This window comes from Mesorhizobium sp. M4B.F.Ca.ET.017.02.2.1 (assembly GCF_003998955.1).
Lineage (GTDB): Bacteria > Pseudomonadota > Alphaproteobacteria > Rhizobiales > Rhizobiaceae > Mesorhizobium > Mesorhizobium abyssinicae.
Map to the genome: position 1 here is coordinate 43,894 of NZ_RZOF01000002.1, position 17,442 is coordinate 61,335.

Here is a 17,442-nt window from a genome sequence, read left to right on the forward strand (position 1 = left end):
GCGAGCGAGTTGATCGGCAGGTACCGCCGCCTCGACCCGTCCACCCCTCCAGGGAAGGGGCGCCAGAGCCCGAGGTCGGCGGACCGCTCGCCAGGAACCCTTGCCGAGTTGGTTCATCGCTTCGCGAATCCGCGCTTTCGGCGCGATCCTCCGCGCCCGCTTCGCCAAAGCCGGTAAACCTGACGAGGGCTGCATCAAAGCACCTCGCTGACGGAGCCGTATTGATCTGGGTCAAGGGTTCCGCGCCTGGGTACTGCGGCAAGGTGATACATTGATCTCGATCAACGACGTTCCGTCGGCTCGGGTTAGCTTTCTTGAAATACCCATGACGAACGGAATGGACCCAATGACGATGACCAATGGCCAGAAGTTCCTCTTTGCCGCGGCCGACCTTCAGGCGACTGCTCTCAAGGCCGTCATAAGTTATCAGATCGAAACGCTTTCCTTCCTCAAACGCCGCTGCGAGCAAAACGTCAAACTGATCGATGATCTCTTCGCTGGTGGCGAGTTCGTGGACGTTTTCGATGTCACCAGCAATTTTCTGCAGAACGCGACCTCAGCTTATGCGACCGAGGCCGGCAACTTCGCCCGTGTTGGGTCGCGGCTCACCTCGGACATGGCCAGACGCGTGCGCAGGCAAGCCGAGAGCGCCATCGAAGACATCGCGGCGAGCACGGCAGCGTGATCGGCTATCGAGGAAGTACAGCTATGGACAAAACCACCGGATGGGTATTGCGATGAACCCGCCACGGCTGAGCCGGCTTTCAGCATCTGCTCTCCATGTGGTGACCCTTGCTGCGGCACTTGGCCCGTCCGGCGGTTGCGCAAGCGCCGACCCGGTATCGCACGGGAAGGCATTGGTCGAAGCCAATTGCGCGCGCTGCCACGCCATCGGAAGAACGGACAAAAGCAGCCACCCCGACGCGCCTGCATTTCGCGTCTTGTCGCAGCGCTATCCGATTGTCGATCTCGAGGAGGCGCTGGCCGAGGGCATTTCAACGGGCCATCCCGACATGCCAGAGTGGGTTGCCAGCCCCGATCAAATCGACGCCATCCTTGCTTACATCGAAAGCCTCCAACGGTAATGACCGCTGCGGCCATGACGATCTTGAGCCGATCTGCGGCTAGCCTCCTCCTAGGAGGACGCAACCGGTCGGCGGCGCGGCCAGGCGACGGGGTGTTGGGTCTGCAGTGGCTACGCTCTTGAGACTATGGTTGAGGGGCGCGCGCAATTGTCGGCGTGAGGCGTCGCCCGCCTCACGCAGATCGGGACTCCAGCGTTGCCAGGATCGAGCCGGGTTCGATGACGGCATTCGCCGCGGCGACAATCGTCGCGCGGCCGGCTGCAGGCGAGACAATCTCGTGCAGCGCATCCTCGACTCGAATTTCTGCTATCCGATCGCCAGCCCTTACCGCGTCACCGCTGGCAATGAACCAACGCTCCAAGATACCCTCGGGCAACATGCTGGATGCCCATAACGCCTCATCGGCTTTGATATATTCCATCGCAATTCTCCTTCGCGACTGCACGATATTCCCTTCACCAAGGTTGGCCTTGATCATGATCAAAGGACAGATCGAGCGCGAGTGATCGCGTCGGGTGGCCCACCTTGCAGAGGTTCTTGCCGTCGCCCGGGGGGTCATCGAAAGGCGTTGCGTTTTGACCCGCGTCAAGGCGACGGAGGCTGGCGGATGCACTTCATCGAACGTCGACATCTTCACCGAAGGGCGCCCCGCAATGTCTTACAAGTCGATCAGCGTTAACCTCGCTGTGGATGCATCTCCTGCACCCATTGTGAAACTGGGCGTCGAACTGGCCGAGCGTTTTGGAGCGCACCTTATCGGCCTGGCGGCTGCAGATGTTCCGCCGCTCGTCGCCACCGGCAGCGGCATGGTCTACGAAGGCGAGATCTTGCAGGTCCAGCGAACCGAGATCGAGAAGCGGCTTGCGGAGCTGCGTGCCGAATTCGAGAAGCTGGTTCCGGCATCGGTGAGCAGCGAATGGGGGCAGGCAGTCAGCAGTCCAACCCGCTTCCTGAGCGTTTCCGCCCGAGCCGCCGACCTCATCGTTACCGGTGGTGGGGATGGAGAAGATGTCTTCCGTGCCGTGGATGTCGGGAGCCTTGCGCTGGGAACAGGCCGACCAGTCCTCGTCACCGCAAGCAATGTCGAACATGTCATGGCACAGACCGTGCTGGTCGCCTGGAAGGACACCAGGGAGGCGCGACGGGCGATAGCCGATGCATTGCCTTTCCTGGCCGTGGCCAACGAGGTCATTGTCGCCACCATCGATACAGACCGCAGCGAGAGCGCCCGATACAGCCTCGCCGATGTCGCGGCTTATCTCGAAAACCATGGCATCATGCCGCAAACCGAACTGCTGGCTGGCGAGGCGGAGGGCGACCGGCTGGTTGCGTTTGCGCGTTCAATCCATGCCGACCTGATCGTCTCCGGCGCCTACGGCCACAGCCGCCTGCGGGAATGGGCCTTTGGCGGTGTCACCCGCTCGCTGATCGAAGACAGCAGCATCAACCGCTTCATGTCATGCTGATGGTTTCTGGTATCGTGCCCGGCGAAGTCGGCCAACAACCCGTCCCCGCACCGACGGGAATTGTTGACGACGACGCCTTTTGGTCAATGGAGATCAATGATCTTCTGCGACGCCTCAAGACGTCGGTCTCTGGGCTTGGCACCTCCGAGGCCGTATCAAGGCTGTCGAAATTCGGCACAAACACACCAGCATCGCAGTCAGGCACCTCGATACTAACAGTGTTCGTCCGCCAGTTCCGTAGCCCGCTTGTCCTGATCCTCATTTTCGCGGCCGCCGTGTCGGCCTTCGTCGGTCAGAGCCAGGAGGCTGCGATTATCGGCGCGATTGTGCTGGCTAGCTGTGTCCTGAGTTTTACCCAGGAATACGGCGCGTCACGTGCGGCAGAGGCGCTCAAAGGGCGCATTTCGCGCAAGGTCGCAATCCTGCGTGACGGCGTCGAGCGCTCGATCGGAGCCGAAAAGGTTGTGCCCGGCGATGTGATCCGTCTCTCGGCGGGAAACCTTGTTCCCGCTGATGGCATCATTCTGGATGCGCGCGATTTCAATGTCAGCGAGGCAGTCCTGACCGGCGAGACGTTTCCAGTTGTAAAAGCGCCGGGCCGGTCGGCGCCGGGCGCTTCCGTCGCACAGCGCGCCAACGCCGTCTTCGCAGGGACGTCGGTCCGCAGTGGCACCGCGACTGTGCTTGCGGTGGCAACCGGCCAGCGCACCGAGTTCGCGTCAATCGCAGCGGCCCTCGAACGACGTGTCCCGGAGACGGACTTTGCCCGCGGGATCAGGCTTTTTGGCTATCTGATGACGGAGATCATGCTGGCGATTGTCATCCTGGTGTTCTTCGCCAATCTTCTTCTCCATCGGCCGCTGATAGAATCGCTGTTGTTTTCGCTGGCGCTGGCGGTCGGCCTTACGCCAGAACTCCTTCCGGCGATTATCAGCGTGACGCTGGCTCGGGGTGCTCACGCCATGGCGGCCAATGGCGTCATCGTTCGCCGTCTCGACGCCATCGAGAATTTGGGCAGCATGGACCTGCTCTGCACCGACAAGACCGGAACGCTGACGGAAGGGATCATTCAGCTCGATGGATGGCTCGATCCCGATGGCAACTCATCGGCGGATGTCCTGCTCTGGGCGCGTCTCAACGCGACCATGCAGACCGGTTTGAAGAACCCGCTTGACGAAGCGATAGCCGGCACGCAAGGCGGGGACGCAAGGTTGACCGCCTTTGCGAAGGTCGACGAGATTCCCTACGACTTCATCCGTAAGCGCCTTTCCGTTGTCGTGCGGACCAAGGACGCCGAAGACCTCCTGATCACAAAAGGCGCAGTGCAGAATGTCCTGAACGCCTGTGGGTTTGTTCGAACCGCAAAAGGGTCACAACCCTTGGACGACACGCTTCGCGCCGCAATCGACGAGAAGTTCCGACGATGGAGCGCGGACGGCTATCGTGTCCTGGGAGTGGCAATCCGCCACATCAAAAGCCAGGGCGCCGGATCTAGGAAGGAGGAGACCGATCTGACGTTCGCTGGCTTCCTGCTCTTCCTCGATCCGCCGAAGGACGGCGTCATGGAGACGCTGGCGGCACTCGCTCACCGCGGCATTACCGTGAAGGTCATTTCGGGTGACAACCGTTACGTCACCGCGCACCTTGCTGACGCACTCGGCCTGCGGGCTGACAGGATCATGACCGGTGAAGACCTGTCGAAATTGACAAAGAGCGGACTTTTCGCAGGCGTCCAGCAGACCGATCTCTTCGTGGAGATTGACCCTAACCAGAAAGAGCGCATCGTTCAGGCTTTGCGCAGCTGTGGCCATGTTGTCGGCTATCTAGGCGACGGCATCAACGATGCGCCCGCGCTGCACGAGGCGGACATCGGCATCTCCGTCGACAGGGCTGTTGATGTCGCCCGCGAGGCCGCCGACATCGTCCTCCTCAAACAGGATCTGGACGTGCTCGTGCGCGGGATTGACGACGGCCGCAAGACGTTCGCCAACACGATGAAGTACATCTCCATCACGACCAGTGCCAATTTCGGCAACATGATCAGCATGGCCGTCGCGTCGCTGTTCCTGCCTTTCCTGCCGCTCCTGGCGGCACAAATCCTGCTCAACAATTTCCTGTCCGACATTCCTTCGCTGGCCATCGCCACCGACAATGTCGACCGGGACCAGCTGCGCCGGCCGCGCCGTTGGGACATCAGCTTCGTCAGGCGATTCATGGTCGGCTTTGGCCTGGTCAGCTCGCTGTTCGACCTTGCAACCTTCGCTTTCCTGCTGCTTCTTGCGAATGCGACGGCGGCTACGTTCCAGACAGGATGGTTCGTCGAGTCGCTGCTGACAGAACTCGCCATCGTGCTCATCGTGCGCACGCACAAGGCGTTTTGGATGAGCCGCCCCAGCCCGCTGCTTGCCTGGCTTACGCTTGCTGTCGCGCTTGTCGCGATCGCGATGCCCTACGTTCCCGTCGCCGCAAACTTCGGCTTTGTGCCTCTACCTCTGCCTGTGCTTGTCGGGCTCATCGCCATCACCGGGGTCTATCTATTGGCCTCGGAGATGACGAAGCGCTGGTTCTTCGAACATGAAAACAGACACCAGCATCGATCAAGGGCGGGGCGCGCCTTCGGCGGGACCATACCCCATTCAACCAGCATCCAATCAGAGCCGCATGGCTGAGGTCGGAAGCATGGTGGGGAATGCAGGCACTTCGCCTATCGACAATTGTCGCCAGGCTTGGAGACAGGCCTCAGCCGCCGGTGGCGGCTCTGGCCACATTCACACCCAGATCATAGACAAGCAGGCCGCCGTAGTAGGCGGTGACGGTTACAAGTGCCGCGCCTGCAACTTCGATTACCGGAACGGCGATCGCCAGTGATCCCAACTCGCGATTGCGGACCCACAATGCGAATCTGACGACCCCCCAGGTCAGAAGGGCAAATGCCGTGATTCCGCCAAGGCTTTCGTGCGTCTCCGCTATGGCGCTGCTGAAGCCGGCAGCTTCGGCATGGTCAAGCGCCAGTCCGCCGTAGAACCAGGTTCCTGTGGCGAAGACTCCTGCTGCGAGCGCAACGAAAGTGGAAATCGTGCCCACGCCCGAGCGTCTCGTCACGGCATTGCTGCTCGCAAGTGCCACGAGGTCGAGGACCACGAGCGTGTAGATGAGCACAATTGGAAAATGCACGAGGATGGGATGGATATGCTGGATTGCGATCATCAGAAAAAACTCTCCGGAGACGGGCTTGGAAATTGGCGAAGCGAAGGGGACTCGGCGTTGGAGACGAGCTGCGGGGCCTGGCGTCAATGATGCCCAGGCAAGATTAGGTCGGTGATTTCAGTCGTCTTCTCCCAAGCCGTCGTCGTCATCGGGGCTGTTCAAAGCGGCCTTGTCCGAGGTGAGACCGTCGCCGCATTCGTCGTCATCGCCCACGCCCCTGATGGCCTTGGGGCCGGTAGCATCCTGCATGGGGATAGCGTCGAGATTAATCGGTCCGGGCTGCGCGGCGGAAGACGATGCGCTGCATGAGCCTTCGTCCGATCCAGCAGCCGCCGGCGCGGCAAAGATGGTCAGGGTCCCAAGTGCTAGGAGCAAAAACAAGGAATTGCGCATGGTTTCGACGTCCTTCTCGGCGCTGCCATGATTGGCGGCCATCATGCCTTGATAGAGAACTCTTGCTTGCAGGCAGCTGAGGATGGTTGACAGCGGATTGAAAGCTTCGACGTGCGACAAGCCGAGTTCATGATGGCCAGCTTGAAGCGCCTCGCTATCTTGGGCCTGACCGCGTTTGTCCTGGTCCAGCCGGTCGGCACGCACGCCGACGAGGACGACGATGGCGACCACGACCGGGCGCGCGACCTTTATGAGCAGGGCGAAATAAAGGGCCTTGCCGATATTCTCGACATCGTACGCACGCAGGCCCCGGGCGACGTCGTCGCGGTCAAGCTCGTGCGTAGAGCCAACAAATGGGTCTACCGGTTCCAGGTCGTCGGCGCCGATGGCCGGCGAACGATCGTCGATGTGGACGCCGGTGCCGGTGTCATCCTGCGCGACGGGGAGGGAGACAGATGAAGATCCTCCTGGCTGAGGACGAGGCCCGCATAGCTGCCGATGTCGCGACTGCTCTCAGGGCATCCGGAATGGCTGTCGATGTGGTGCACGACGGCGAAACTGCCTGGTTCGCTGGCGATGTGGAGAACTATGACGCTGCCGTTCTGGATATCGGTCTCCCCAAGCTCGATGGTCTTACTGTCCTGAAGCGCTGGCGGGCCAACGGGCGCCGGTTTCCGGTTCTCATTCTGACTGCAAGGGGGATGTGGACGGAGCGTGTCGAGGGCATTAATTCCGGCGCTGACGACTATCTTCCGAAGCCCTTTGAAATGGAAGAACTGCTTGCCCGGTTGCGGGCAATCCTGCGTCGCTCGGCTGGGCAGGCGGCACCCGTGTTGAAGTCCGGGCCGTTGCTTCTTGACACCCGCCAGATGCGCATCACTCTCCGTGGGATACCCGTTTCCCTTTCGCCGCTGGAATACCGGCTCCTGGCGTTTCTGATGCATCACGCCGGGAGGGTGGTGGCGCCGACCGAACTTGCCGAACATCTGTACGATTCAGGTAACGACCGCGATCCGAACACGATCGAGGTCATTGTAGCGCGGTTGCGACGGAAGCTCGGCAGCGATGTCATCGAAACACGACGCGGGTTCGGGTATCTGATGCCCGATGATCCCGCCTGATGGGAAACTCGATCCGCTTCCGGCTGTGGTTGGCGGCAACCATCTCGATTCTTGTCGCACTCGCGATCGCCGGCGCCGGCTTGCGCTATCTGTTCGAACTTCACGTCGAGCGGCGCGTGGTGGGCGAACTAACGGTCGACCTCAACGAACTCATCGGCGCAACAACTTTCGCCAGCGATGGTCGCCTTGTTGTGACCCCGGTGCTGACCGACCCGCGGTTTGCCAATCCACTCTCCGGCTACTACTGGCAGGTGGAGGACATCGCCACCGGCAGCTTTGAGCGTTCGCGATCATTATGGGACGCCAAGCTGCTCCTCCCTGCCCGGAGCGCAAGTGGTGGGCTGCGAACCGTCGAGGAGTTCACGGGCCCGGGCGGAGAACTCAGTATTGCGGTCGAGCGTACGATCATCGATGCTGGAGGCCACTCCTTTCGTGCAATCGTGGCGGAAGATCATCGAACCGTTGAGTTGTCTGTAAGCGAATATGTTCGCGATCTCGCTCCGGCTCTCTTGATGCTCGCTGCAGTCCTAATGGCCGCGTTTTTCATCCAGATTACCATCGGCCTTGCTCCGCTGGAGACCTTGCGGGTCGCCGTCAGAAACGTGATCGCGCAGCGAATGGCACGGCTCGATGTGGTGGCACCAAGCGAGGTGCAGCCGCTCGCGGACGAAATCAATCGTCTTCTCGATGCCCAGGAAAAGGCGCTTTCGCGAGCGCGCTCGCGTGCCACGGATTTGGCGCACGGCCTCAAGACGCCACTGCAAGTCCTGTCGGCCGACATCCGAGCGTTGCGCAAGAAAGGCGAGGCGGATCTGGCTGACGAGATCGAGAAGAGCGCAGGAGCGATCCGGCGCCATGTCGAGCGGGAGCTCGCGCGCGCGCCTCGCGCCCGGCGTCTCCGGCAAGGCATCCTGCCTTGTGTCTGACGTCGTGGCTGGCGTCGTTGCAGTCGTCAAACGGACACCAAGCGGCAAGCAGCTTTCATTCAAGATGGACGTTGCGGAAGATCTAACGGCGCCAATCGACGAAGGCGACCTGTCGGAAATCCTCGGTAATCTGGTCGAGAACGCGGCACGCTATGCAAAGTCCTCAGTCCGTGTCGATGCATCGGAGGCAGCTGGAGAGGTGATTGTCACCGTCGCGGATGATGGCCAGGGTATTGCGGATACCGATCGGGAGTCCGCCTTGTCGCGTGGCGTCCAGCTCGACAGCAGGGGCGGCAGCAACGGCCTTGGCTTGGCCATCGTTTCCGACATCGTCGAAGCCTACGGCGGACGCCTTGCCATGGCTAACGCCGATCCGGGTCTGGCTGTGACCATTTCCTTGCCGCGACACGGTTGAGCATGCTTCAGGCAAAGCCCGGGAAATAGTCGACCTTTATCTTCGAGCGGCGAACGCCCATCGCCAGCAGTTTCTGACGCAGCGCCTTGACCATCGCTTGCGGGCCGGAAATGTAGAAAGTGCGCTCGAGGTAGTCGGGTATTGCCAGACGTATCAGGCGCTCGTCGATGTAGCCGGGATACTGCCCGCGCTCGCCACCGCGCGCCACAGCGTGGACCGTCATTATACCAAGTTCCTGCCTGGCCGCGCCAAGCACGTCGCGATATGCGATGTCCTGCTGTCCCTCGGTTCCGTAGAGCATGACGATCGGTCGCCGCTCCTTGCGGTCGAGGAGATATTGCAACATCGAGCGGAAAGGCGTGATGCCGATGCCCCCGGCCAGGAAAGCGATCTTGGTCTCACGTCGGGCGGGCAGCGTGAAGTTGCCGGCCAGTTGCGCGGCGTGGATCGTGCTGCCTGGCTTCATGGTCATCAGTCCGCGCTTGAAGGCGCTTGATTGCGGATAGAATTTTACGCCGAGCCGGACCGTTTCCTCCGTCGGCGCCGAGGCCACCGTGAAATAACGGCGGTTGCCGCGATTGTCGGCACGATCGAGGCCAAGCGTCCATTCAAGATATTGGCCAGCCTCAAAGGCGAGCTTGCGCGGCGACCGGAAGACGAAGTCAAAGCTATCGACGGCCGATTGCTCTATGCGTTCGAGCGTCAGCACGAAGCGGCCCTTGGGGCCTGCCGCATAGGCAAACAGGTTGCCGGCGAGCAGCGCCAGTTCGGGTGTGAAATAGAGCGGGCCGATATGGATGTTGGGAGCAAACAGAAAGCCGACGATGGCGGCAAAGGCGATACGCGGCCGCCGCATCGTCGGCGCGGTCAGTGGCTCTGTCAGCATGACGAAGGCGAAGAACAGCAGCGGTGATGAACCCAGCGTCTGGCTGAGTGCGCTACCGTATTGCGACGGCTCGGTCGTTGCCAACACCGTCGCCAGCGCCACGACAATGAAAGTCGAGACAAGATCGAGCCGGCGCAGTTTCCGGACAATGAGCATGCCGCCGAGGAGCACGAGCGGAAGCAACGCCAGGTTGCCGCCAACCCACCAAGTGGCTGGTTGGTCGAGCAGCAGCGCGGACAGCGCCACGCCCAATGCAGCCGGATTGAGAAGATGCTTCCGCCCGATGGCGAGAATGAATTTGGATGAAATCGCCCAGACGGACGCGAACACCACCGCCGCGATTCCCTTGATGTCCGTGGCGGCTACCGGATCGAGAATGAGCGCAAGGATGAGCGCGGTGATGTAAACGGACTCGTTGTTGGCCGGGACCGCAAAGACGTGCGCAAAAACCTTGTTGGTGAGCCAGCAGGCGGCCAGCGTCAAAGCCGTCGTGAAGGCGAGCGCAATCGGATCATTTGGCACGAGCTTGGCGAAGCCGAGCACGAGCGCCGCGCTGACGAGCGCCATCAGATAGTAGAGGACCAGCCGGTACATGGTCAGATGATCAAGAAATCGGTCGATGGTTTTGATCATGGCAGGCAAAGGGCTACGAACCCCGTTGTCGGTGTGGCGCGGCCATTGGTGTCTATGACATAGCCCTCCAGGCCAGGCGTCCGCTCGATGAAGAGAATGCCGTCCCGGTCCATGGCGAAGGCAGCAGTGGCGAAACGATCGGCTTCGAGCACATCGGCGCCGATGACGGTGAGGCTGACGATGTCCTGGATCGGACTGTCAATTGCATGCGGGTTATAGATGTGTTGTCCCCGGACATAGGTTCCGGAGGTCGCCAGTCCGCGACCACGGGGATAGACGATTTTTACGATCTCTTGGGCGTTGAAGGGGTTGCGGATGCCGACGCTCCAGTCATGGCCCGAGGCATTCTTGCCGCTGGACTGGACGTCGCCTCCCGCCTCGATGAAGAAATCTCTGATGCCGGCTCTCTGAACGATGGCTGCCGCGTTGCGGATTGCCCAGCCCTTGACAATGCCAGATGGATCGAGCGACCCGTCGGGCTTGCGAATATCGAAGTATCCGTCGGTCTCGTCTTTCGTCTGCTGCGCGAGAGCAAACACTTCGGTCATCTCGCCGCTCCACTCTACGACGGGCACGTCGCCGCGGTTGATGGCCGTGATTTCGCTATCGGCCCGATATGTGCTGAAGCGCCGGTCGATATGCTCGAAATAGCCGAAGACCGTCTCGATCAGCTCACCGCTCGACGCGCCGCCGATGTCGACCGTAATGGGCATTCCCATCAAAACACACGTTTCACGCATGGACCTAGGACGACGCCTTCATCAGCGCGCCCCGCAGCGACTGGATGAAGGCCCTGCTGGTCAGCGTCGCGCCTGAAATAATGTCGACATGCGCGCTTTGGGCGCTGATCGCTTCGTCGCGTAGCATAGGCAGCGCTTGCCTGTTGATGTTGATGGAGGTGCGGCGGTCGGATGGGTATTTCAGCACCTTCAGCGCCGTAAGCTGCCCACCCTGTACCAGGGCTTGAATCTGGATGATGCCGTAATAGGCATCGGCGGGCGGGCCAGTGTAGACGCCGTCGGCATAGCCGCGTGAGGCGACCTCCATACCCACCGGGGCAAAGCGTGCAGGCGCGTCCGGATATGCCGGCCTTGGCTGCGGGACTGGTATGTAGACGGCCGGAGTCACCGCGAATGAAGGGGATGATGACGCAGGATCGGTCACAGCCGGCGCTACTGGCTGCTCCGGTGGCGCCGGCGAGGGTTGTGGCGCTACTGTAACCGCTGTCTGCTTGATTGGATCATGTGACCGCTTGGCGGCTACTGCTATTCCCGCCGTCGTTTCCCTTGCAATCGGGAACCTTGTTCTGAACTGGGGTGAGGGCACCGGCAACGTCCGGAACACCGGCGCCGTTGCGGCGGCCGCCTCTGTTGCGTCTGCCGGCAGCGCCGAACCAAGCACATCGTCAGCTGGCCGCTTGTCGGCCTGATCCAAGACATAGGAGCCGGAGGCGGCGATCACCAAAAGTGACAGGGCAATCTGTTTCATCGGAATTGTGCTTCCACATTGAGCCTTGCAGAGGCGACCCATCTGGTACGCTTCGGATGCAATATCCCACAACCAAGCTGACAACTGGCTGTCAGCCGAGGTCGGGCTGCGAGGCGCCGTGAAAGCTCAAGGGAACGGCAAATTGACTTGTCCCGACGGCGGCGCCGAGCACTGGGCCGTCGCCGCTTCGCTGATCGAGACCTGCAAGCTGAACTTCGAGCCGCTCGGCTACCTCGCCGACGTGCTCGCCAGGATCGTCAACGGCCACCCAAACAGCCAGATCGACGAGCTTCTGCCCTGGGCCTACATCGCCGCTCCCGGGCTTAAGGCCGTGGCCTGAGAACACCGCTTAGGTCGGGCTTGCCGATACGCAGGCTGCGGTCGGGTACAAAGTCTCAGCGCCGCTGGTGAGCCGTTCAGGCGACTAGCGTCTTCCCGTAATATTTTCGAATGCTTCCCCATCCTATTCGCGATGCGTTCAGGGCTTCAGGCGAGTTGAGCGAGGATATTGTCGACGACGCTTGGGACCGTACCCGCCGTGTCGATATCGATGCCGACGGGAAGAAATTCCCGGGTATGATGGTTGCGCAGTACCAGCCGCCGCTCGGCCGGATCGAAACCTGGCTCATTCGGTCGCCCATCTAATCGTCGGTTCAAAGTCTCAACGTCTACGTCGAGCACAAAGACCTTGTCGAATAAGTCCAGGAATTTATGGAAATTGCGCGATCCGCCGCAGAAGAAGGTGGCAGGATGGGTCGTGTCGGCAGCAATGGCCCGGACCTTGTCGACGGGCCAAATCCAGTGCGCATATGCCCAAACGATGCGATCCTCGCCTTCGGGTGGTCCTGGCAATGCCTTGCCTGTTTCAGGGTCGCCGACATAGGCCAGGACCCGGTCACCGTGGACGACATGATAACCCCGCCGCTCCAGTTCGGTAGCGACAGACGTTTTTCCAGTGCCGGAACCGCCTTCGATCAGATAATTCTTGATTCCCATAGGCCCGCTTATCATGTCGTTCAATCCGGCGAGAAGAAGCTCTCGCTCAACCGACCGCTTCAGCTAATCAGGGCAGCAATCGGTCTGCGGATCAATGGCGAGCGTAACGTAGGAGCGGAACATCGGTTACGGTGGAAGTGAGGGGCACTTCTGATCGTTAGCTCGCGCCCAGCGCCGCCCCGATTGACGACCATTCAAAAGCTAACTCGGTCGCAACGGCAGCTTTGCATCCATGAGCGGTCATTCGCCGCTTGTGCTAGGGCTGCTGGCTCAGGAAAGCTGCCGGCCTCAGAAACGGAAAGAAGTTACGATAGACCCGCACGCCGGGAGCCCTCTCTGATTGCGGCAATGGCCACTGGATTGGTGACCGGGTACGTGTTGATGAACAGTTCGGGAGTGAAGCTCGGGAACTCGTCCTTCAGTCGCGCAGCCATCTTGGTGGCCCGCAGGGTTTCACCAAGCATCGCATGAGCCATTGCAATGAACAGAAGCGTGGCGGGCGAGTCGGACGGGGACCGACGCAGGCCAACCAACGATTCCCGGTACAGGCCAAGGACAAAGCAGCAGCGCCCCAACATTCCAAAGTACCACGGAACATTAGGATTTAGCCGGATCGCTAGCTTGGCCAATTCGTAGCCATGCTTGGCGTCGCTCCCAACAAGAGCCAAGCTTCCTGCAAGCAAGGCAAGTATGTCAGCGTTGTTTGGGGACGACGCCAAGACGCGGTCATGTTCTTCGACAGCAGCGTCGATATCGCCCTGCAAAGCCCGAAGATCAGCGAGCATTATTCGTGCGTAAATATCGGCCGGATCGAGGGCCAGCGCTTGCTTGACACATGCGCTCCAGCTCTCAATAGAGACAGAAACATCATCGGAAAACCCGTTGCAAGCATCCACAGCATGCGCAAGAGCCAGCGCGGTCCAGGCTCTTGCAAGGCCCGGATCAAGTCGATTGCACGCGTCAGTAGCCGTATCCCTTCCTTGTTCGAATCTCGGGTGAAAAGGTGCTTCTGCTCAAGGCCAAGCAGGTAGCAATCATAGGCTTGCAAACTTGTTGGTGGCCTCCGACGCACTGCATCGCGTCGCAGGTTGGCGAGTTGACCGTGGCAAGTAGCAACGACATTGATGACGTTTTCGGTCACGCTGTCCAGCATCGCAAACAGGTTTTCTGCGGACCGATCATAACGCGCTGTCCAAACATCAACCCCTGTGCGGGAGTCGACGAGTTGCACCCAGATGCGTACCCGCTGGCCCTCCGCTTGCACGGTTCCTTCCATCACATAGTCGGCACTCAACTCTCGTCCGATGGATCGAACATCATCGCGCCGCTCCTTGTATGAGAGCATTGTCTGGCGGGCTATCACGCCCAAGTCGGGGTAACGGGCGAGATCAACGATGATGTCCGCCGACAACCCTTCCGCGATACGCGTCCAGCGTTCTTCTCCACCGAGGTTGTCAAACGGGAGAACTGCGACGACAGGCGGCCCCCACCGGTCTGTCGAAGGGCGTTCGAATGGTGACTGGTCGAGTTCTTGGAGGCGGCGATCCGCAAGCAACGCAGCGAGGGCCACTTTGCTGCGAACGTCGAGTTTCCGATAGATCGGCGACAGATGGGTCCGAACCGTGGCCGGCGCTATGAAGAACATCTCGCCGATTTCACGATATGTCATCCCCTCAGCGAACTTTGCCGCTATCATCCGCTCCCGGTTCGTCAGAACGGTCAAGGGATTGTCTACGACTCTAAGCATTGACTTCAACCTCGAACCGCAAGCCAGATCTAGCGAGGGCAAAAAGTACTACAAATGTGGGGTCGAAAACACCGCATTTGTGTGGTTCCGTCTAGCGGCCAGCGGCCCTAGCGATGCCGAAGGAGGAGCGACGCTCGTTCCCCAGGGAACAGCGAGCACAATGGCAGCAGGCCAGTTCCGTTTTGGGCTTTTGAAAATCGGCGAGACAGAAAGGTTGAAGGTACCGAGGCTCAACATCTCCACTTCTCCGCCCTGGCGCCGTGATTGGACCGGTCTAGGTTACATGCTCAACCGGACCAAGACCTGGTCTGGCGGGAACAGACGCTTAGAATCATCCTCAAGCAAATGACCGCCGAATTGTCTGACGAATTGATCATGCCCAGTAACCTCTTAGCTAGTGCGAGACGGGCCCCGGCACTTACCAGGTCAGGGCTGCGGGCCGATCTCGCCCGATGAGCCTCTTTCTTTTCGAGATATCGAACAAGTTCGATGTCGTGGCGTGTCGTCGCGCTGTTCGCCGCATCGCGCCGGCGTTCGTCATACCAGATCGGCCAATCAGTGAGGCTTCCGTCTCGCACAGCATTCTCCCGCGGTCAAAGTCCAGTGCGAGCATCTAACCTGGGCGCCGTGATTAGGGCGTGGTAGCTGGCGTGATCAGATCGTGAAAAAGACAGTGCAAGACAGTTCGCGATTGAAAATAGAGGCGATTCCGGGAAGGATTGCGGCGAGCCAATGGCAGGGGGTGCCCGATGACCGGGCCTCATCTTCATCTGCTGGGCGGTTTTGATTTTGCCGGCCCCGCCGCAACGCCGACGGTATTCAGCCGCAAGGCGCGGGCAATCGTGGCCTACCTTGCGCTGCAAGCGGGGCATCCGCAGTCGCGAGAGAAGCTTGCTGCTCTGCTCTGGGGCGCGAACGGCGAGGCGCAGGGCCGCATTAGTCTGAGGCAAGCAGTTTCGGCAATCAGGAAAGCGATAGCAGCTTCAGGCGGCGGCCGGCTCGTGACGGAAGGCGCGAATATCGCACTTAACCTCGACGAATTCGATTTTGACGTCGCAAGGTTCGAGGTGCTGGCAGGGGGTACCGCGCCGGATGACCTTGAACGGGCGATTGAAATCTACCGGGGCGACCTGCTGGATGGCCTCAGCGTTCGGGAAGAGCCTTTCGAAGACTGGTTGCGGGTCGAGCGCGAGCGCCTGCGGATGAAGGCCGTTGAAGCGCTGGATAGGCTGGTCGAACATTACGCAACATCGGACGACTCTGCCTCATGCATCCGCGCGGCGGTGCGTCTGCTGTCGATGGAGCCGCTGCGAGAGGACGCTCATCGCGCCTTAATGCATAGCTATGCCGCGCGAGGGCGAATAAGCCTCGCGCTTAAGCAGTACGAACTTTGCCGAGATGCGTTGCAGCGCGACCTGGGGCTGACGCCAGAACCGGAAACGCGAACACTGTACGAGGAATTGCGGGTGCGGCGTGCCGGATCCCGTTCGCCGCAGGCAGTTCCAAACCTGGGGCAATCGCGAAAATCCGGGTCAGAAATAGCGATCGCGGGCGAGTCCGGGAGGCCGCCAACCCGATATGTCAAATCGGCTGGCGTCAATATCGCTTACCAGGTGACTGGCGACGGACCCGTTGATGTCGTCTACGTCCCCGGCTGGGTCTCCAATTTGGATCTGGCTTGGGGATCGCCGCGGCTCGCGCATGTGTTCAAGCGGATCGGCAGCTTCTCGCGCCTGATCCGCATTGACAAGCGCGGCACCGGTTTGTCCGACCGCAATGTCGGTCTGCCGACGTTGGAGGAGCGGATGGAGGATGTCCGAGCCGTGCTTGACGCGACGGGCTCCGAGCGCACTGTTCTGTTCGCCAGTTCTGAGGGCGGCCCGATGTGCATGCTTTTCGCCGCGACATATCCTGAGCGAACCGCCGCGCTGGTGTTGACTGGCGCTTATGCCAGAGGCACATGGTCTAAGGATTATCCTTGGGCGAGAACCGTACAGCAGGTCGACGACGACATAGCCGCAGTCGAAAGCCAATGGGGCCAGGCCGCAGATATGCGGAACGCGGCGCCGAGCCTGACCGAAAATATTCTCGAGCGCGAGTGGTTTGCAGCCTATCTACGGAACTCGGCGTCTCCTGCGGATGCCATCGCCCTCTGGCGCTGGGGCACCGAGATCGACGTGCGCGCTATCCTACCGGCGATCCACGTTCCGACTCTTATCGTGCAAAGGACCGGCGATCGTTGGGTGAGACCAGAAGAAGGACGCTATCTTGCCGCGCATATCGAAGGCGCCAAGTATGTTGAACTTGCCGGAAAGGATCATGTCATTTGGGGCGAGGATAGTGACCGCCTAGTCGACGAGATCAGGACTTTTGTCGCGGGCGCCCTGCCTTGGGCACCCGGCGAGCGGCTGCTGGTGTCGGCGTTGTCGCTCGCGGTCAAGGATATCGCATATGGTCACGATCCACTTGAGCGGAATGCGGAACTGATCCGCGAGGAATTGCTGCATGCTGCGGGTCAGGAGATAGGGCGCTCACCCGGCCTACTGCTTGCGGTATTCCAGCGGCCCACCCGGTCAATCCAATGTGCGTTCGCCATCGGCAAGCGCCTGAGGAAGCTAGGCGTCGAGGTTCGCGCAGCAGTCCATGTCGGCGAGTGCGAGGTGCGCGGAAAGGAATTCTCCGGCATAGCCATTGAGGTAGCGTCACGACTGCTCGATCATGCGCGACCAAGAGAGGTCGTTGTTTCCCGAACGGTGCGCGACTTGGTCGTCGGCTCCGGCCTGGTGTTCGATGAGCGTGGAGAGATGACGGCGAGCGGCTTGCCAGGTACGCTCTCGTTTCTATCCGTCGCCCAAAAGATCTGACAATTCGGCTATCTTGAACTGCACAATCACGACGCCGACCGCGGCCGAGAAAACCGGCGAGAAGGCTCGTTTGCGCCGGCTTGCCCATTGGTTGGTATTCGCGGAACGACCGCTTTCTCCCCGCAGCTGGCCCGGAGCGGCGTGCTGCAGCAGTGGAATTGGTGAAAGCATCGCTGGTGCTCGAAAGCTGAACCGACCGAGCGGACGCAGAGCAA

18 protein-coding genes and 1 pseudogene are annotated in these 17,442 nt (G+C 60.6%); 10 read left to right on the top strand and 9 right to left on the bottom strand.

The window, feature by feature from the left end; translation table 11 throughout:
* Positions 1 to 271: 271 nt before the first annotated feature.
* Both EN738_RS00715 and EN738_RS00720 read left to right on the top strand, forming a co-directional pair.
* Positions 272 to 685 (top strand): phasin family protein, encoded by a 414-nt coding sequence (locus EN738_RS00715; RefSeq protein WP_245494275.1) that lies wholly within the window; start codon positions 272 to 274, stop codon positions 683 to 685.
* A gap of 40 nt (positions 686 to 725) precedes the next feature.
* Entirely contained in the window at positions 726 to 1,085 is a 360-nt protein-coding gene (locus tag EN738_RS00720; RefSeq protein ID WP_127282023.1) for a cytochrome c, read from the top strand.
* Between the two features lie 172 nt (positions 1,086 to 1,257).
* On the opposite strand, the gene EN738_RS00725 is transcribed toward EN738_RS00720, so the two are convergent.
* Positions 1,258 to 1,506 carry a lipoyl domain-containing protein gene (locus tag EN738_RS00725; protein WP_127282024.1) on the bottom strand — a complete coding sequence of 83 codons (249 nt, stop codon included), beginning with the start codon at positions 1,504 to 1,506 and terminating at the stop codon, positions 1,258 to 1,260.
* A 232-nt stretch (positions 1,507 to 1,738) separates the two neighbouring features.
* Here EN738_RS00725 and EN738_RS00730 point away from each other — a divergent pair, with 232 nt between their 5' ends.
* Together EN738_RS00730 and mgtA are read left to right on the top strand one after the other, a co-directional pair.
* Positions 1,739 to 2,551: a universal stress protein gene (locus EN738_RS00730; protein ID WP_127282051.1), complete on the top strand. Its 813-nt coding sequence runs from the start codon at positions 1,739 to 1,741 to the stop codon at positions 2,549 to 2,551.
* Positions 2,545 to 5,220, top strand: a complete 2,676-nt coding sequence (mgtA, locus tag EN738_RS00735; RefSeq protein ID WP_245494276.1) for a magnesium-translocating P-type ATPase — start codon at positions 2,545 to 2,547, stop codon at positions 5,218 to 5,220. The genes EN738_RS00730 and mgtA overlap by 7 nt, the downstream gene beginning before the upstream one ends.
* Positions 5,221 to 5,290: 70 nt before the next feature.
* Here mgtA and EN738_RS00740 read toward each other — a convergent pair whose 3' ends face one another.
* Together EN738_RS00740 and EN738_RS00745 are read right to left on the bottom strand one after the other, a co-directional pair.
* Positions 5,291 to 5,758 carry a DUF2231 domain-containing protein gene (locus EN738_RS00740; RefSeq protein ID WP_127282026.1) on the bottom strand — a complete coding sequence of 156 codons (468 nt, stop codon included), beginning with the start codon at positions 5,756 to 5,758 and terminating at the stop codon, positions 5,291 to 5,293.
* 117 nt (positions 5,759 to 5,875) lie between these two features.
* Positions 5,876 to 6,271, bottom strand: a complete 396-nt coding sequence (locus EN738_RS00745; RefSeq protein WP_127282027.1) for a hypothetical protein — start codon at positions 6,269 to 6,271, stop codon at positions 5,876 to 5,878.
* A 12-nt stretch (positions 6,272 to 6,283) separates the two neighbouring features.
* Between EN738_RS00745 and EN738_RS00750 the strand changes: the two genes are divergently transcribed.
* From EN738_RS00750 to EN738_RS36050, 4 genes are read left to right on the top strand one after another with little or no spacing between them, the layout of a single operon-like run.
* A complete protein-coding gene (locus EN738_RS00750) occupies positions 6,284 to 6,610 on the top strand; it encodes a PepSY domain-containing protein (RefSeq protein WP_245478069.1) in 327 nt (108 codons plus the stop codon).
* The gene (locus tag EN738_RS00755; RefSeq protein WP_127282029.1) at positions 6,607 to 7,272 is read left to right on the top strand and encodes a response regulator transcription factor; all 666 of its coding nucleotides are present in this window, start codon (positions 6,607 to 6,609) and stop codon (positions 7,270 to 7,272) included. Before EN738_RS00750 ends, EN738_RS00755 begins: the two co-directional genes overlap by 4 nt.
* On the top strand, positions 7,272 to 8,198 hold the full coding sequence (locus EN738_RS00760; protein ID WP_245494277.1) for a hypothetical protein: 927 nt from the start codon (positions 7,272 to 7,274) through the stop codon (positions 8,196 to 8,198). Before EN738_RS00755 ends, EN738_RS00760 begins: the two co-directional genes overlap by 1 nt.
* Complete coding sequence (locus EN738_RS36050; protein WP_245494279.1) at positions 8,191 to 8,613, top strand: ATP-binding protein; 423 nt, start codon at positions 8,191 to 8,193, stop codon at positions 8,611 to 8,613. The genes EN738_RS00760 and EN738_RS36050 overlap by 8 nt, the downstream gene beginning before the upstream one ends.
* Before the next feature lie 7 nt (positions 8,614 to 8,620).
* Here the strand turns inward: EN738_RS36050 and EN738_RS00765 are convergent, their stop codons facing one another.
* Genes EN738_RS00765 through EN738_RS00775 form a run of 3 tightly spaced genes read right to left on the bottom strand, consistent with a single transcriptional unit; the run spans position 8,621 to position 11,620 of the window.
* Positions 8,621 to 10,132 (bottom strand): RnfABCDGE type electron transport complex subunit D, encoded by a 1,512-nt coding sequence (locus tag EN738_RS00765; RefSeq protein ID WP_127282030.1) that lies wholly within the window; start codon positions 10,130 to 10,132, stop codon positions 8,621 to 8,623.
* A complete protein-coding gene (locus EN738_RS00770; RefSeq protein WP_245494280.1) occupies positions 10,129 to 10,845 on the bottom strand; it encodes an FAD:protein FMN transferase in 717 nt (238 codons plus the stop codon). The genes EN738_RS00765 and EN738_RS00770 overlap by 4 nt, the downstream gene beginning before the upstream one ends.
* 31 nt (positions 10,846 to 10,876) lie before the next feature.
* Positions 10,877 to 11,620, bottom strand: coding sequence for an FMN-binding protein (locus EN738_RS00775; protein WP_127282032.1), 744 nt, complete (start codon positions 11,618 to 11,620; stop codon positions 10,877 to 10,879).
* Between the two features lie 154 nt (positions 11,621 to 11,774).
* Between EN738_RS00775 and EN738_RS00780 the strand changes: the two are divergent.
* A pseudogene (locus EN738_RS00780) lies at positions 11,775 to 11,960 on the top strand (transposase domain-containing protein); the annotation flags it as partial.
* Between the two features lie 146 nt (positions 11,961 to 12,106).
* Here EN738_RS00780 and EN738_RS00785 read toward each other — a convergent pair.
* From EN738_RS00785 to EN738_RS36060, 3 genes are all read right to left on the bottom strand, one after another.
* Complete coding sequence (locus EN738_RS00785; protein WP_127282033.1) at positions 12,107 to 12,616, bottom strand: nucleoside kinase; 510 nt, start codon at positions 12,614 to 12,616, stop codon at positions 12,107 to 12,109.
* 305 nt (positions 12,617 to 12,921) lie between these two features.
* Positions 12,922 to 13,401, bottom strand: a complete 480-nt coding sequence (locus EN738_RS36055) for a hypothetical protein (RefSeq protein ID WP_245494281.1) — start codon at positions 13,399 to 13,401, stop codon at positions 12,922 to 12,924.
* On the bottom strand, positions 13,401 to 14,339 hold the full coding sequence (locus tag EN738_RS36060; protein WP_245494282.1) for a LuxR C-terminal-related transcriptional regulator: 939 nt from the start codon (positions 14,337 to 14,339) through the stop codon (positions 13,401 to 13,403). Before EN738_RS36060 ends, EN738_RS36055 begins: the two co-directional genes overlap by 1 nt.
* A gap of 773 nt (positions 14,340 to 15,112) precedes the next feature.
* On the opposite strand from EN738_RS36060, the gene EN738_RS00795 reads away from it, so the two are divergent.
* On the top strand, positions 15,113 to 17,227 hold the full coding sequence (locus EN738_RS00795) for an alpha/beta hydrolase (RefSeq protein ID WP_127282034.1): 2,115 nt from the start codon (positions 15,113 to 15,115) through the stop codon (positions 17,225 to 17,227).
* The last annotated feature ends 215 nt before the right edge of the window (positions 17,228 to 17,442 follow it).

Excerpts from the sequence above, each read along its gene's own strand:
- EN738_RS00750 (WP_245478069.1), top strand. The coding sequence starts at position 6,284 with ATGGCCAGCTTGAAGCGCCTCGCTATCTTGGGCCTGACCGCGTTTGTC.
- EN738_RS00725 (WP_127282024.1), bottom strand. The coding sequence starts at position 1,506 with ATGGAATATATCAAAGCCGATGAGGCGTTATGGGCATCCAGCATGTTG.
- EN738_RS00730 (WP_127282051.1), top strand. The coding sequence starts at position 1,739 with ATGTCTTACAAGTCGATCAGCGTTAACCTCGCTGTGGATGCATCTCCT.
- EN738_RS00720 (WP_127282023.1), top strand. The coding sequence starts at position 726 with ATGGGTATTGCGATGAACCCGCCACGGCTGAGCCGGCTTTCAGCATCT.
- EN738_RS00760 (WP_245494277.1), top strand. The coding sequence starts at position 7,272 with ATGGGAAACTCGATCCGCTTCCGGCTGTGGTTGGCGGCAACCATCTCG.
- EN738_RS00765 (WP_127282030.1), bottom strand. The coding sequence starts at position 10,132 with ATGATCAAAACCATCGACCGATTTCTTGATCATCTGACCATGTACCGG.
- mgtA (WP_245494276.1), top strand. The coding sequence starts at position 2,545 with ATGCTGATGGTTTCTGGTATCGTGCCCGGCGAAGTCGGCCAACAACCC.
- EN738_RS00770 (WP_245494280.1), bottom strand. The coding sequence starts at position 10,845 with ATGCCCATTACGGTCGACATCGGCGGCGCGTCGAGCGGTGAGCTGATC.
- EN738_RS00740 (WP_127282026.1), bottom strand. The coding sequence starts at position 5,758 with ATGATCGCAATCCAGCATATCCATCCCATCCTCGTGCATTTTCCAATT.
- EN738_RS00775 (WP_127282032.1), bottom strand. The coding sequence starts at position 11,620 with ATGAAACAGATTGCCCTGTCACTTTTGGTGATCGCCGCCTCCGGCTCC.
- EN738_RS36055 (WP_245494281.1), bottom strand. The coding sequence starts at position 13,401 with ATGCTCGCTGATCTTCGGGCTTTGCAGGGCGATATCGACGCTGCTGTC.
- EN738_RS00755 (WP_127282029.1), top strand. The coding sequence starts at position 6,607 with ATGAAGATCCTCCTGGCTGAGGACGAGGCCCGCATAGCTGCCGATGTC.
- EN738_RS00785 (WP_127282033.1), bottom strand. The coding sequence starts at position 12,616 with ATGGGAATCAAGAATTATCTGATCGAAGGCGGTTCCGGCACTGGAAAA.
- EN738_RS00795 (WP_127282034.1), top strand. The coding sequence starts at position 15,113 with ATGACCGGGCCTCATCTTCATCTGCTGGGCGGTTTTGATTTTGCCGGC.